The 13,894-nt window shown below is 69.2% G+C and carries 12 protein-coding genes; 8 read left to right on the top strand and 4 right to left on the bottom strand.

Annotation, left to right across the window (positions count from 1 at the left end):
- The first annotated feature begins 42 nt into the window (after nucleotides 1-42).
- The 3 genes from GBZ48_RS07535 to GBZ48_RS07525 are packed head-to-tail and all read left to right on the top strand — an operon-like array spanning nucleotide 43 to nucleotide 3,361.
- A complete protein-coding gene (locus tag GBZ48_RS07535; protein WP_246307049.1) occupies nucleotides 43-1,113 on the top strand; it encodes an amino acid ABC transporter substrate-binding protein in 1,071 nt (356 codons plus the stop codon).
- A complete protein-coding gene (locus tag GBZ48_RS07530; protein WP_343049404.1) occupies nucleotides 1,110-2,291 on the top strand; it encodes an amino acid ABC transporter permease in 1,182 nt (393 codons plus the stop codon). Before GBZ48_RS07535 ends, GBZ48_RS07530 begins: the two co-directional genes overlap by 4 nt.
- Nucleotides 2,288-3,361, top strand: a complete 1,074-nt coding sequence (locus GBZ48_RS07525) for an amino acid ABC transporter permease (protein ID WP_174470458.1) — start codon at nucleotides 2,288-2,290, stop codon at nucleotides 3,359-3,361. The genes GBZ48_RS07530 and GBZ48_RS07525 overlap by 4 nt, the downstream gene beginning before the upstream one ends.
- 32 nt (nucleotides 3,362-3,393) lie before the next feature.
- On the opposite strand, the gene GBZ48_RS07520 is transcribed toward GBZ48_RS07525, so the two are convergent.
- The 4 genes from GBZ48_RS07520 to GBZ48_RS07505 all read right to left on the bottom strand — a co-directional run bounded on the left by GBZ48_RS07520 (nucleotide 3,394) and on the right by GBZ48_RS07505 (nucleotide 8,990).
- On the bottom strand, nucleotides 3,394-4,599 hold the full coding sequence (locus GBZ48_RS07520) for an acyl-CoA dehydrogenase family protein (RefSeq protein WP_174470457.1): 1,206 nt from the start codon (nucleotides 4,597-4,599) through the stop codon (nucleotides 3,394-3,396).
- Nucleotides 4,596-5,726 (bottom strand): FMNH2-dependent alkanesulfonate monooxygenase, encoded by a 1,131-nt coding sequence (gene ssuD / locus GBZ48_RS07515; RefSeq protein ID WP_174470456.1) that lies wholly within the window; start codon nucleotides 5,724-5,726, stop codon nucleotides 4,596-4,598. The genes GBZ48_RS07520 and ssuD overlap by 4 nt, the downstream gene beginning before the upstream one ends.
- Before the next feature lie 15 nt (nucleotides 5,727-5,741).
- Nucleotides 5,742-6,599, bottom strand: coding sequence for an amidohydrolase family protein (locus tag GBZ48_RS07510; RefSeq protein WP_174470455.1), 858 nt, complete (start codon nucleotides 6,597-6,599; stop codon nucleotides 5,742-5,744).
- 174 nt (nucleotides 6,600-6,773) lie between these two features.
- On the bottom strand, nucleotides 6,774-8,990 hold the full coding sequence (locus tag GBZ48_RS07505) for a sigma-54-dependent Fis family transcriptional regulator (protein WP_246307048.1): 2,217 nt from the start codon (nucleotides 8,988-8,990) through the stop codon (nucleotides 6,774-6,776).
- A gap of 294 nt (nucleotides 8,991-9,284) precedes the next feature.
- On the opposite strand from GBZ48_RS07505, the gene msuE reads away from it, so the two are divergent.
- From msuE to GBZ48_RS07480, 5 genes are all read left to right on the top strand, one after another.
- Nucleotides 9,285-9,860 carry an FMN reductase gene (gene msuE / locus GBZ48_RS07500; RefSeq protein ID WP_174470453.1) on the top strand — a complete coding sequence of 192 codons (576 nt, stop codon included), beginning with the start codon at nucleotides 9,285-9,287 and terminating at the stop codon, nucleotides 9,858-9,860.
- A gap of 32 nt (nucleotides 9,861-9,892) precedes the next feature.
- Nucleotides 9,893-11,002: a dimethylsulfone monooxygenase SfnG gene (gene sfnG / locus GBZ48_RS07495; protein ID WP_174470452.1), complete on the top strand. Its 1,110-nt coding sequence runs from the start codon at nucleotides 9,893-9,895 to the stop codon at nucleotides 11,000-11,002.
- 69 nt (nucleotides 11,003-11,071) lie between these two features.
- Nucleotides 11,072-11,911, top strand: a complete 840-nt coding sequence (locus GBZ48_RS07490) for an ABC transporter ATP-binding protein (RefSeq protein WP_174470451.1) — start codon at nucleotides 11,072-11,074, stop codon at nucleotides 11,909-11,911.
- A 3-nt stretch (nucleotides 11,912-11,914) separates the two neighbouring features.
- Nucleotides 11,915-12,802: a branched-chain amino acid ABC transporter permease gene (locus tag GBZ48_RS07485; protein ID WP_174470450.1), complete on the top strand. Its 888-nt coding sequence runs from the start codon at nucleotides 11,915-11,917 to the stop codon at nucleotides 12,800-12,802.
- Nucleotides 12,803-12,805: 3 nt separating this feature from the next.
- A complete protein-coding gene (locus tag GBZ48_RS07480) occupies nucleotides 12,806-13,873 on the top strand; it encodes a branched-chain amino acid ABC transporter permease (protein WP_174470449.1) in 1,068 nt (355 codons plus the stop codon).
- Nucleotides 13,874-13,894 lie beyond the last annotated feature (21 nt).

Below are 13,894 nucleotides of genomic sequence, written 5' to 3'. Positions count from 1 at the left end.
CGCGTCTTTCACAAAACAACAAACTCATTGCGGGAAACCACCATGCGCACTCCCTCGCAGGCTCCTTCGCGTCCGTCCTCCCGAAGCGGCCTGTCGCCGCGCTTTCTGATCGCCGGCGCTCTCAGTCTCGCCATCGGCCTCGCCCTGACCGGCGCCGCCAAGGCCGGTCCGACGCTGGACGCGATCAAGGCGCGCGGCAGCATCAAGGTCGGAGTCGGCACCCAGCCGGGCTTTTTCGCCCCCGACAGCAACGGCCGCTGGCAGGGCTTCTTCGTCGATTTCGGACGGGCGCTGTCCATCGCCGTGTTCAACGACCCGGACAAGGTGCAGTTCGTCTCCTCCTCGCCGCAGCAGCGCCTGCCGGCCCTGCAATCGGGCGAGTTCGACATCCTGCTCTCCGGCGTGACCCAGACCTTCACCCGCGCCACCAAGCTGGGCTTCCATTTCGGCCCGGTGGTCTTCTATGACGGCCAGGGCCTGCTGGTGCCGAAGAAGCTGGGGGTGAGCAAGGGCAAGGATCTGAACGGCGCCACCGTCTGCGTCCAGACCGGCACCACCGGCGAGCTGAACATCACCGACTTTTTCCGGCAGAACAAGATCGCCTTCAAGCCGGTGGTGATCGAGGAAACCGCCGAGAACCAGAAGGCCTTCTCCAGCGGCCGCTGCGACGTGCTGACCCAGGACGCCTCCGATCTGGCGATCACCCGCACCCAGCTGCCCAAGCCCGACGATTACGTCCTGCTGCCCGAACGCATCTCGAAGGAACCGCTGGCCCCTGCCATCCGCTACGGCGACGACCAGTGGCTGGAGATCGTCAACTGGGCGGTCTACGCCACCATCCAGGCGGAGGAGCTGGGCATCACCCAGGCCAACATCGACAGCTTCCTGACCAGCGCCGATCCGACGGTCCGCCGTTTCCTGGGCGTCGATCCCAGCCTGGGCGAAGCGGCCAAGCTCGACCCGAAATTCGCCTACACCATCGTCAAGACCGTGGGCAATTACGGCGAGATCTTCGACCGCAACGTCGGGCCGGCGACCAAGGTTGGGCTGGACCGCGGCTTCAACAAGCTGTGGACCCAGGGCGGCCTGCTCTACGCCCCGCCCTTCCGGTGAGCAGCCCCGCGCCGTCCGGCGCCCTGCGCTCCGGTCCGGTCGCCGCGGTCACCCTCTGGTGGGGTGGCCGTAGCGGCCTTCAGGCGGCGATCCTGGCGCTGGTGTTGCTGGGCGGCTTCCTGCTCGGCTCCAACACGCTGGCGAACATGGAGCGCTTCGGCATCACGCCGGGCTTCGCCTTCCTCGGCCGTCCGGCGGGCTTCGAGATCGGGGAGGCGCTGCTCGACTACCGGCCGCAGGACAGCTACGCGCTGGCCCTGCTGGTCGGGCTGCTGAACACCGTCAAGGTCGCGGTGACCGGTTGCCTGATCGCCACCGTCCTCGGCGTGCTGCTGGGGGTGGCGCGGCTGTCCGGCAACGCGCTGCTCTCGGGGCTGGTGCAAGGCTATGTCGAGCTGGTCCGCAGCACGCCGCTGCTGCTGCAACTCTTCTTCTGGAGCGCCACCTTCCAGGCGTTGCCGGCCCCGCGCCAGGCGCTGAACCCGCTGCCGGGCATCTTCCTGTGCAACCGCGGCATCCAGCTGCCGGCCTTCGCCGACGGGCGGGCGGGCGGATGGCTGCTGGCGGCCATCGCCCTTGCGCTGGCGCTCGCCCTTGCCGGGACCGTGCTGCGCCGGCGCTTCTGGCTGCGGGATGCGCTGTCCGGAGTGTCGGTCGCGGCGGTCGCATGCGGCCTGCCCGCGGCACTGCTGCTGGCATCGGGCGTGCCGTTGCAGGTCGAGGTTCCCGAACTGGCCGGTTTCAATTTCAGCGGCGGGACGACGGTGTCCCCGGAATTCTCCGCCCTGCTGGTCGGGTTGGTCGTCAACGCCGCGGCGATGATCGCGGAGATCGTGCGCAGCGGCATCCAGGCGGTGCCGGCCGGGCAGTGGGAGGCGGCGCGCGCGCTGGGCCTGCCGCGCCGCCGGATCATGCGGCTGGTGGTTCTGCCCCAGGCCATGCGGGTGATCGTGCCGCTGCTGACCTCCAGCTATCTCAACCTGACCAAGAATTCGAGCCTCGCCGTCGCGATCGGCTTCCCCGATCTGGTCAGCGTCATCAACACCAGCGCCAACCAGACGGGCCAGGTGCTGGAAACCATGGCGATCATGATGGGCGCCTATCTGACGGTGAATCTCGCGGTCTCGGCGGCGATGAACCTGTACAACCGCCGGCTGGCGGCGAGGGGGGCGCGATGACCGACGGCGTTCTGCAAAGCGCCCCGCCCCTCACCTCGCCACAGCCGCGCTGGCAGCGCCTGTGGGCCGGCCTGTTCGGCACGCCGCTGAATGCCGCGGTGACGCTCTGCTGCCTCGCCCTTCTCGGCTGGGCCGTGCCGCCGCTGCTGCGCTGGACCCTGCTGGATGCCGTGTGGGTGGGGCCCGCCGACCGCTGCGCCGACGCGGCCGGCGCCTGCTGGGCCTTCATCGGCGAGAAGCTGCGCTACATCCTGTTCGGCTTCTACGACCAGGACCGGCAGTGGCGCCCTGCGGCGGCCGGCGCCATCCTGCTGGCGCTGGCCGGGCTCAGCGGCATGCCGCTGTTCTGGCGGCGGGCGACGCTGTGGCTCTGGCTTTTCGGGCTGGCCGCCGCCCTGCTGCTGCTGACCGGCGGTCCCGGCGGACCGGCGGTGCCGACCGAGCGCTGGAGCGGCCTGCCGGTCAGCCTGCTGCTCGCCGTCGTCGGGCTGGTCGGCGCCTTCCCGCTGGCGGTGCTGCTGGCGCTCGCCCGGCGCAGCTCCATGGGCGGGGTGCGGACGCTGGCCGTCCTGTTCATCGAGGTGACGCGCGGCGTGCCGCTGATCGCGGTGCTCTACGTCGCGACCCTGCTGCTGCCGCTGATGCTGCCCGCCGGTGCCGCCATCGACAAGCTGCTGCGGGCACAGATCGCCATTGTCCTGTTCGTCTCCGCCTATCTGGCGGAGATCGTCCGCGCCGGCCTTCAGTCCATCCCGGCGGGTCAGTATGAAGCCGCCCAGGCGCTGGGGCTCGGCTACTGGCAATCGATGCGGCTGGTGATCCTGCCGCAGGCCCTGCGGACGGTGATCTCCTCCATCGTGACCCTGGCGATCGGCCTGTTCCAGGACACCACGCTGATCATCGTCATCGGCCTGTTCGACCTGCTGAACACCGCGCGCACCGCCGCCAAGGACCCGGCATGGCTCGGATTCTACGATGAAGCCTTCGGCTTCGCGGCGCTGATCTACCTGACGGTCTGCGTGATCGCGTCGCGCTACAGCCTGTGGCTGGAGCGCCGGCTGCGGCGGTGAGGCCGCCGCGACCGGCCGGTTCAGGAAAAGGCTCAGGAATAGAAGCCCGGTTCCGGCAGCGCGCCGGTCAGGGCGTGGACGCCCAGCTCCTTCAGCTTATAGTCAAGCGGGTCGTGCAGGGAGTGGGTGCGGACATTGCGCCAGAAGCGGTCGAAGCCATAGCGCCCGGCGGCCCCCCGCGCGCCCGTGATATCGAACAGCCGGCCGGCGGCATCCAGACCGGCACGGGCGGCGGCGACCTTGAAGGTGGCGACGGCGAGGGAGGTTTCGCCCCGCTCCTGCGCCCCCAGCGACCGCCCGCGCTCCCATGCCCGCTGCAGCCGGTCGAGCGCCAACCCGCCCAGCGCGTCGGCCGCGGCGACAGCAAGCTGCACTTCGCCGAAATGATGCAGCAGATAGGGATCCTCGGCGGCGCTGGCCACGCCCGACGCCCGCCACGGCCGCCCTTCCGTCAGGGTGAAGCCGCGCGCCGCCGCCAGCGCCCCTTCGGCGATGCCGAGATAGAGGCTGGCCAGGATCGACTGGGCGATGCAGGGGCGCAGGCTGGAGGCGACGTCGCCGAACGGCCCCGGCGGCCCCAGTATGTCGGCAGCCGACACCGCCACATCGGTGAAGGTGACGGTGCCGCTGTCGGTCTGGCGCTGGCCGATGGCGTCCCAATCGTCCAGCACGGCGATGCCGGACCGGTCGGTCGGCAGAACCATCACCCGCAACACCCCGTCCGGCCCGTCCGCCGACACCAGCAGCAGGTCGGAATCGCTTGCCCCGGAGCAGAAGCTCTTGGTGCCGTTCAGACTCCAGCTCTGCGGCTCCTCCCCGTCCTCCGCCAACTCCCCGGCCGGCGTCAGGTGGGTGCGGCGGTCGAGCGGGTTCAGCGCATTGCCCCAGAACAGGCCGCGCCGGGCGGTTGCGGTCAACAGGCCCGCCCGCTGGGTCGGATTGCCATAGAGCAGGATCGAGGCGACCATCAGGTGATGGAAGGCGAAGAGATGGGCCAGCGAGGAATCGACCTGCGCCAGGTCCCGCACCGCCCCCAGGATGGCCGGCCAGCCTTCCCCCTGCCCGCCATAGGCCGCCGGAACCGCCAGGGTCAGCAGGCCGGACCGGCGGATGGCGTCGCGTTCCGCCTTGGCGGTGCCGCCGGCCCGGTCGCGGGCGACGGCATTCTCCGCCAGCAGGGTCTTGAGGTCGGCCAATGCCCCGCGCAGGGCCGGGCTGGACAGCGGAGCGATGCTCATGAGGCACTCCTGGCCGGCTGGAGGTCGCCGAAGGGGCTGATGAAGGCGACGTCGGGTGCGGCCTGAGCGACGGGCGGCGGGGCCGTCACCGGCAGCAGCGGGAACAGCAGGTCGGCGACGCGGTGCGCCTCCTCCAGATGCGGGTAGCCGGACAGGATGAAGCTGTCGATGCCGAGATCGCGGTATTCCAGCAGCCGATCAGCCACTTGCCGCGGGTTGCCGACCAGCGCGGTTCCGGCGCCGCCGCGCACCAGCCCGACGCCGGCCCACAAATTCGGCGCCACCACCAGATCCGCGCGGGAGGCAAGCTCGGTCATCCGGCGCTGGCCTTCGGATTCGAAGCGGCGGAAGGCGCCGTGCGCGGCCTCGACCGCGCTGCGGTCGATCTTGCTGATGAGTTTCTCGGCGGCGGCCCAGGCTTCCGCCTCGGTCTCGCGCACGATGATGTTGACGCGCAGGCCATAGGACAGGGTGCGGCCACGCGCCGCCGCCCGCGCCCGCACATCCGCGATCTTGGCGGCCACCGCGTCGGGCGGCTCGGCCCAGGTCAGGTAGCTGTCGAAATGCTCGGCCACCGCGGCATGGCCGGCGGGCGACGAGCCGCCGAAGAACAGCGGCGGATGGGGGCGCTGCACCGGCCGCAGCGGCACGGTGGCGCCCTTCACCGTCACGTGGCTGCCGGCGAAATCGACGGTCTCGCCGGCCAGAACCCGCTTCCACACCGTGAAGAACTCGGCCGCCTGGGCGTAGCGGGCGTCATGGTCGAGGAAGACGCCGTCGCCGGCCAGCTCCGCCGCGTCGCCGCCGGCGACCACATTCAGGTAGAAGCGCCCGCCCGACAGCCGGTCTAGTCCGGCGGCGAGCCGCGCCGCGAAGGTCGGCGTCATCGAGGACGGCCGGGTGGCGACCAAGAAACGCAGCCGCTCCGTCGCCGCGATCAGCGCAGCCGACACGATGTAAGGCTCCTCGCAGGCCTTGCCGCAGGGAACCAGCACGCCGTGATAGCCGCGCCGGTCGGCAGCCTGGGCGATCTCCGTCAGATAGGCCAGGGTGGCGGGCCGGCTGTCGACCTGGCTGCCCAGATAAGGGCCGTCGCCATGCACCGGCAGGAACCAGAAGATGTCCATGGATCGGTCCTCCGCTCAGAGATCGAGCGCCAGCAGGCGCCGGGCGTTGTCGAACAGCAGCCCGTCGAGCACCGCCCCGTCGAAGCCGAGTTTCAGGAAATCCTCCACCGTCTGCTTCATCGGGCGGAACGGGTAGGAGCTGCCGAACAGCAGCTGGTCGCGCAGGAAGCCGTTGGCGGCCTCGACATAGAGGCGGCTGCCGGGCAGGAAGAGGTACATGTCCGGCACGATGTGGACGTTGGGATAGCGGAAGGCGATCCCGACGATCTCCGCCACATGCGGCCAGAAGCCGTGGTGGATGACGATGTTCAGGGTCGGGAACGAACGGGCGATGCGGCCGACCGGGGCCGGATCGTTGAAGCGCGGGTCCGGCGTCGTCGGCCCGGTCATCAGGAAGACCGGCACCTTCAGCTGGTCGCAGGCGTCATAGACCGGCAGCAGTGACGGATCGTCGAAGGCAATCGCCGGGTCGAGGAAGCCGGGCTCCAGATTGATGCCCTTCAGTCCCAGCGCGGCGATGGCTCGCCCGGCCTCAGCCACCGCGGCGGCGGTGCCCTGGCGCTGCGGATCGACGGAGCCGATACCGATCAGTTCCGGCCGGCCGGCGACCAGCTCATGCACCCGGTCGTTGGAGGTGCTGACGCCAGGGGTGTCGCGGCCGATGATGGCGGCTGCGGTGATGCCGGCCTCGCGCACATCGGCGAGATAGCCCTCCAGCGTGTGGGAGCGGGTGAAATGGGCATCGTCGCCACGGGTGCCGACGCGCCGGTTCAGCCATCTGGCCGTCTCGAATCCGGGGGTGCCGGGCGTCGCCCCATAGAAATCATGCAGGAAGGCGGGACGGCTGCGCAGGTCGATGATCTTGCGGAACACGGTTGCGGTCTCCGGTTGCAGGGTCTGCCGGATAAGCGCAACATCGGTGCCAACCCGTGTTTTCCTTTGTTCCCAAGAGCTTGAAGAGATGATTCCCCGACGGCTACGCTGCAATTGCAACAGCCGCCGCCGGGGAATTGCTGCATCGGCAACGCCGATTCCACACTTTCTCTTCTATGCCCACGCGCCGGACCACACCGCTTCGCGCACCGATATGCTGGATTTCAGCAGACCGGAAGCGTGGAAGCTGTCGGCGACCGCCTGTTGGCGCCGCACCGCCCGGTCGTCCAGCGGCTTGGCGCCGTAGGTAAGCCGGCTGAAAGCCAGCTCCAGCGCCGGGGCGGCGATGCCGAGGTCTTGGGTCATGCTCCGCGCAGCCTCCGCCGCATGCAGGGCGGCGTATTCGCCGGCCTTGCCCACCTCGTCCAGCAGGATGGCGACGGCCTCCGGGTTGCGGTCGGCAAAGTTCTGGTTGGCAAGATAGAACTGGTGGTTGGGCACCAGCCCGCTGCCGTCGGTCAGCACCCGCGTGTCGTCGCGGATCTGGGCGGAGGACAGCAGCGGATCCCAGATCGCCCAGGCGTCCACCATCTCGTCGAGCAGAGCCTCCAGCGCCGCCGCCGGCTGCATATGGACGATGCGCACGTCGTCCAGCGTCAGCCCATAGGCTTGCAGGGCTCGCAACAGGAAATAATGGACGTTCGATCCGGTGTGCAGCGCCACCGTGCGCCCGCGCAGGTCGGCAGTACTGCGGTACGGGCTGTCGCAACGGACCAGCAGCGCCTCGGCATTGGGAGCCGGCGGGTCGTAGCCGACATAGACCAGCGGCACGCCGGCCGCCTGGGCGAAGACCGGCGGCGCCTCCCCGGTCGCCACGAATTCCACCTGCATGCTGCCGAGGGCGTCCATCATCTGCGGGCCGGACACGAACTCCGTCCAGGTGACGCGGTAGCCATGAGCGGCCAGCCGCCGTTCCACGGCCCCCCGCATCTTCAGGATGCTGGAGGTGCCGAACTTCTGATAGCCGATCGGCAGATCCACGAGTTGGACAGGCAGCCGGGCGGGCCGGGAAGAGAGGGCCGGCACGCAGGGCGTCGAAGCCCGCTCCTCCCCCGGTTCCGCCACACCGGACCGTCGCCGCGGCGCGATGGCGCCGAGATGGGCCAGCTGGGTGCGGAAGGCGTTGCGGGTCATGCCCAGGCTTTCCGCCGCCCGCATCTGGTTGCCGTCGGCCAGTTCGAAGGCGCTGCGCACCGCGGTGCGGACCAGCCGCTCATACAGGTCGGCTTCGCCGTCGGCGATGGCGCGGCCGACCAGCGCCTTGACCGCCCCCTCGAGGTCGCGGGCCGGCGGCTCCACGGCAGCGGACGTCCGACTCTGGCGCTGGCCCTGGCTCTGGCCATGACCGTGTCCCTCGCAGCGCAGGCGGACGTCGTCCGCGCCGATCTCCGGACCGGGCGCCAGCAGCACCGCGTTGTGCAGCACATTCTCCAGCTGGCGGATGTTGCCCGGCCAGGGGCAATGGGCCAGCCGGCGCAGCGCCTCCCCGCTCAGCGACAGCTCCGGCCGGCCGAGCCGCTCCTTGTGGAGGTCGAGGAAATGCTCGGCCAGCGGCGGGATGTCGCCCGGCCGCTCGCGCAGCGGCGCCAGCCGCACCGAGGCGACGTTCAAACGGAAATACAGATCCTCGCGGAAGCGCCTGGCCTCCACCGCCGCCTCCAGATCGACGTTGGTGGCGGCGATGACGCGGACGTCGATGGGAATGGCCTTGCGCGAGCCGACACGCACCACCTCGCGCTCCTGCAGCACGCGCAGAAGCTTGACCTGAAGGGCGGGTGGCAGGTCGCCGATCTCGTCCAGCAGCAGCGTGCCGCCATGGGCGGCCTCGAACCAGCCGGCCTGGGTCTTCAGCGCACCGGTGAAGGCTCCCTTTTCGAAGCCGAACAGTTCGGCCTCGGCCAGCGTGTCGCTGAAGGCGCCGCAATTCACGGCGACGAATGGACCGTCGGCCCGGCGGCTGCGGCTGTGGATATAGCGTGAGACCAGTTCCTTGCCGGTGCCGGTTTCGCCTATGATCAGCACGGTGGCGTCGCTGGGCGCCAGCCGGTCGAGATCGGCCTGGAGCCGTTGCGACTGCGGATCCTCGAACACCATCGCGGTGGCGCGGATCTTCGGCTTGCGGGCCCGGCTGGCCGGGTCGAAGGCGACGATGCGGCGCTGTTCGTAACCGGCGGCGTCGATGCCCGGTCCGCAACTCCCGTCCTGCCCCACGACGACGGACGGCAAGGCGGCGGCGTCGAACCGGCAGGAGGACAGACCGAGCCCCGAACGGGGAGCGGCGTCGAAGGCTGTCGCGGCGGGCCAGCGGTCACTGGGCGGGATCCTGGTCATGGCGGCACCTGCTTCCTGAGGCGGGCATCGTCGGGTCACCCCGATCATTCCCCAGTGTATCAATATGGAAATAGATTCAATATTACAAACTGAATATGTTTTATTTTACGCCTACGGGTGTGTTTCACATGGTTTCTGTTGCATGTGCAGCACCGGTGGGGTGACGGCTGCTGCCTTTGAAGCGGGACCTCGTTGCCCGCCACAGAACTTCATCAACAAATTCAGCATTTTACTGCTTTGGCACACGGCTTGCCCCTATGGCTCCGGACATTCCCGCACTGGAGCTTGTGTAAAATGGGCAAGATCAAGGTCGTCACCGTTTCCGGCAATCTGGGCGCCCGGTCCCGTACCCGCGCCCTGATCGATGCCGTGGTGGAGGGGGTGGAGGCACAGGTTTCCATCCATCGCACCGACATCGTGATCGGCGAACTGGCGCCTGATCTGGGGGCACTGACCGATCCGAAAGCCGCGCCGCCGCGCGTGGCCGACGCGCTGGCCGCCATCGCCGGCGCCGATCTGCTGGTGGTCGGCACGCCCGTCTACAAGGGCTCCTACACCGGGCTGTTCAAGCATCTGATCGACTTCATCGACCCCAACGCCTTGGGCGGCGTGCCGGTGGTGCTGACCGCGACCGGCGGCAGCCCGCGCCACGCCCTGGTGATCGAACACCAGCTGCGCCCGCTGTTCGGCTTCTTCCTGGCCCACACCGTCCCGACCGGCGTCTTCGCCCAGGACAGCGACTTCACCGACTACCGCCTGACCAGCCCGGACATCGCCGCCCGCGCCGCCCGCGCAGCCGACGAGGCGGTGCGCATCGTCGCCCTCGGTCGGCTGACCGCTCCCGCCGCCGCGCCCCTGGTCGCCGCCTGATCCTCCCTTCTTCCGCTCCCGGAGACTTCGCCATGACCGCCACCACGACTGCCAATTCCGACGCCGTGAAGTTCGCCTATTGGGTTCCGAACGTGTCCGGCGGCCTCGTCATCAGCAAGATCGAACAGCGCACCAGCTGGGACATCGATTACAACCGCAAGCTGGCGCAGATCGCCGAGCGGGCCGGGTTCGAGTATGCGCTGAGCCAGATCCGCTTCACCGCCGGCTACGGCGCCGACAACCAGCATGAATCGGTGTCCTTCACCCATGCCCTGCTGGCGGCGACCGAGAAGCTGAACGTCATCGCCGCGGTGCTGCCCGGCCCCTGGCACCCGGCCCTGCTCGCCAAGCAGGTCGCCACCATCAGCCATCTGACCAAGGGCCGCATTGCCGTCAACATCGTCAGCGGCTGGTTCCGCGGCGAGTTCCAGGCCATCGGCGAGCCGTGGCTGGACCATGACGAGCGCTACCGCCGGTCGGAGGAGTTCATCCGCGTCATCCGCGGCGTCTGGTCGGAGGACAATTTCTCCTTCAACGGCGCCTATTACCGCTTCGAGAACTACACGCTGAAGCCGAAGCCGCTGGCCCCGCTGCCGGAGGTCTTCCAGGGCGGCAGTTCCCGTGCCGCCCGCGACATGGCCGCCCGCGTGTCCGACTGGTATTTCACCAACGGCAACACGCCGGACGGCATCAGGGCGCAGATCGACGATATCCGCGCCAAGGAGGCCGGCACCGGCCACCGCGCGAAGATCGGCGTCAACGCCTTCGCCATCGTCCGCGAGACCGAAGAGGAGGCCCGCGCCGTCCTGAACGAAATTCTTGAAAAGGCCGATCCCGATGCGGTGAAGGGCTTCCACCACGAGGTCCAGAATGCCGGCAACGCCTCGCCGGAGCGCGAGGGCAACTGGGCCAAGTCCACCTTCGAGGATCTCGTCCAGTACAATGACGGCTTCAAGACCAACCTGATCGGCACGCCGCGTCAGGTGGCGGAGCGCATCGTCGCCCTGAAAGCCATCGGCGTCGATCTGGTCCTGCTCGGCTTCCTGCATTTCCAGGAGGAGGTCGAGTATTTCGGCCGCCACGTCATCCCGCTGGTCCGCGAGCTGGAAGCGGCCAAGGCACACGAAGCCGTCGCCGCCTGAGCCGCACGCCAACGGGGGAGGTCTCGCCTCCCCCGCCCCACAACCCGAGGTCTCCAGCGGAGCGCGCCCATGCCGGCCGTCCTTTCTGAAGCTTTTGTCTCGCCCGCGGCGGGGACCGTTCCGTCCGCCCTGGCGGTGGAGGCGCTGTCGCTGTCCTTCGGCGGCGTCACGGCGCTGAGCGACATCTCCTTCGCCGTCGCGCCGGGGGAAATCCGGGCGGTCATCGGTCCGAACGGCGCCGGCAAAAGCTCGCTGCTCAACGTCGTCAGCGGCCTGTACCAGCCCGACCGCGGCCGGGTCTGGCTCGGCGGGCACAGCTTCGCTGCCGTGCCGACCGACCGGCTGGCGAAGCTCGGCGTGTCCCGCACCTTCCAGAATCTGGCGCTGTTCAAGGGTTTGTCGGTGCTGGACAACGTCGCCGCCGGCCTGTCGCACCGGCTGCGCGCCGGGCTATTCGCCCAGGTCATCGGCCTGCCGGCCGCCCGGCGGGAACGGGCGGAGGGCTATGCCAGGGCGGAGGAGCTTCTGGCCTTCCTGCATCTCGACGGTGTCCGCGACCGCCCGGCCGGCACCCTGCCCTACGGGATGCAGAAACGGGTCGAGCTTGCCCGCGCTTTGGTGGCGCGGCCCCGCCTGCTGCTGCTGGACGAGCCGATGGCCGGCATGACCCTGACCGAGAAGCGGGATCTCAGCGGCCACATCCGCGCCGCCCGCGACGATCTCGGCACCACCATCGTGCTGATCGAACATGACGTCGGCGTCGTGATGGGGCTGTCCGACCGCATCGCCGTGCTGGATTACGGCCGGCTGATCGCCGACGGCACACCCGATCAGATCCGCAACGACCCGGTGGTGATCGACGCCTATCTCGGCGTCGCCCACGACCTCGAAGCCGGAGAGGGCATCTGAGCCATGGAGTGGCAATTCTTCACCGAGGTGCTGGTCGGCGGCCTGCTGTCGGGGGTGATGTACTCCCTGGTCGCCATCGGCTTCGTCCTGATCTACAAGACCTCCGGCGTGCTGAACTTCGCCCAGGGCGCGCTGCTGCTGTTCGCGGCGCTGACCTTCGTCAGCCTGACGGAACGCGGCCTGCCCGGCTGGGCGGCGATCCTGCTGACGCTGGCGGCGATGACCGTCATCGGCGCCGCGATCGAGCGCGCCGTGCTGCGCCCGCTGGTCAACCAGCCGCCGATCACCCTGTTCATGGCGACGCTCGGCGTGTCCTACGTCATCGAAGGAGCCGCACAGCTGCTGTGGGGCACCCAGGTGCACGGGCTCGATCTGGGCATCGACGACCTGCCGCTGGAGTTCGGCGGCGTGCTGGTCAGCAGCTTCGACCTGTTCGCCGCGGCGGTGGCCGGGGCGATGGTGGCGGCGCTGACCCTGTTCTTCCGCTACACCCGCATCGGTCTCGGCTTCCGCGCCGTCGCCGACGACCAGCTCGCCGCCCTGGCGGTCGGGCTGAGCCTCGACCGCATCTGGACCGCGGTGTGGACAGCGGCCGGGGTGGTGGCGCTGGTCGCCGGGCTGGTGTGGGGGGCGCGGCTGGGCGTGCAGTTTTCGCTGTCGCTGGTGGTGCTGAAGGCGCTGCCGGTCCTTGTCCTGGGCGGCTTCGATTCCATCGCCGGAGCCATCGTCGGCGGGCTGATCGTCGGCGCGGTGGAGAAGCTGGCGGAGGTCTATATCGGGCCGTTCGTCGGCGGCGGGATCGAGGGGTGGATCGCCTATGTCGCAGCTCTTGGCTTTCTGCTGATCCGCCCCTCCGGCCTGTTCGGCGCCAAGCTGGTGGAAAGGGTCTGAGCCATGACCGATCTCGCACTCGAAAAGACCGCAGCAGCGGCCCCGCACCGTGCCTCCCCTGCCCTGCTGGGCATTGGCGCCTTGTTGATCGTCGCCTACGGCGTGCTGCCGCTGGTCGCCAGCGAATATCTGTTCGACGCCATCCTGACGCCTTTCTTGGCACTGGCACTCGCTGGACTGGGGCTGAACATCCTGACCGGCTATGCCGGGCAGGTATCGCTGGGGTCCTCCGCCTTCATGGCGGTCGGCGCCTATGCCGCCTACAATCTGGCGCTCCGCCTGCCCGGCGTGCCGTTCCTGGTCGACATCCTGCTGGCCGGTCTGGTCGCCGCCGCGGTCGGGCTGCTGTTCGGCCTGCCCAGCCTGCGGCTGCGCGGCTTCTACCTCGCCGTCTCGACGCTGGCCGCCCAGTTCTTCGTGCAGTGGGTGTTCAACAAGGTCGGCTGGTTTTCCAACAACAGCCCGTCGGGCATCGTCACCGTGCCGCCGCTGTCGGTCGCCGGCCTGCCGCTCGACAGCTCCGCCGGCCGCTACCTGTTCGCGCTCGGCGTGGTGACGGCGGTGACGCTGGCGGTGTGGCGGCTGGTGGAAAGCCCGACCGGCCGTGCGCTGGTCGCCCTGCGCGACCATGAGACGGCGGCGCGGGTGATCGGGATCCCGGTGCTGCGGGTCAAGCTGCTGGCCTTCGCCGTCTCCTCCTTCATCATCGGGGTGGCCGGCGTGCTGTGGGCCTTCGCCTATCTGCGCACGGTGGAGCCGGCCGGCTTCAACCTCGACCGCTCCTTTCAAATCCTGTTCATCGTCATCATCGGCGGGCTTGCCTCGCTGCGCGGGGCCTTCCTGGGGGCGGCGCTGATCGTCGTCTTCCCGCTGCTGCTGTCCCGGCTGGGCGAGGCGCTGCTGGGCGGGCTGTTCGACAGCGGCGTGCTGGAGATGAGCCAGCGCATCGTGCTCGGCCTGCTGATCGTCACCTTCCTGATCGCCGAACCGGCCGGTCTGGCCGCCCTTCTCGATCGGCTGTGGAACCGGGCCTGGAATTGGATTTCCGGGCGTTTCCGCCGCACCGGCTGACCGCAAAAAATCCGGGGCATC

Origin of the sequence: Azospirillum melinis (assembly GCF_013340935.1) — a bacterium.
Classification (GTDB): Bacteria; Pseudomonadota; Alphaproteobacteria; order Azospirillales; family Azospirillaceae; genus Azospirillum; species Azospirillum melinis.
The sequence above is the reverse complement of the archived record's forward strand: the minus strand, read 5'-3'. Positions and strand labels throughout refer to the sequence as shown.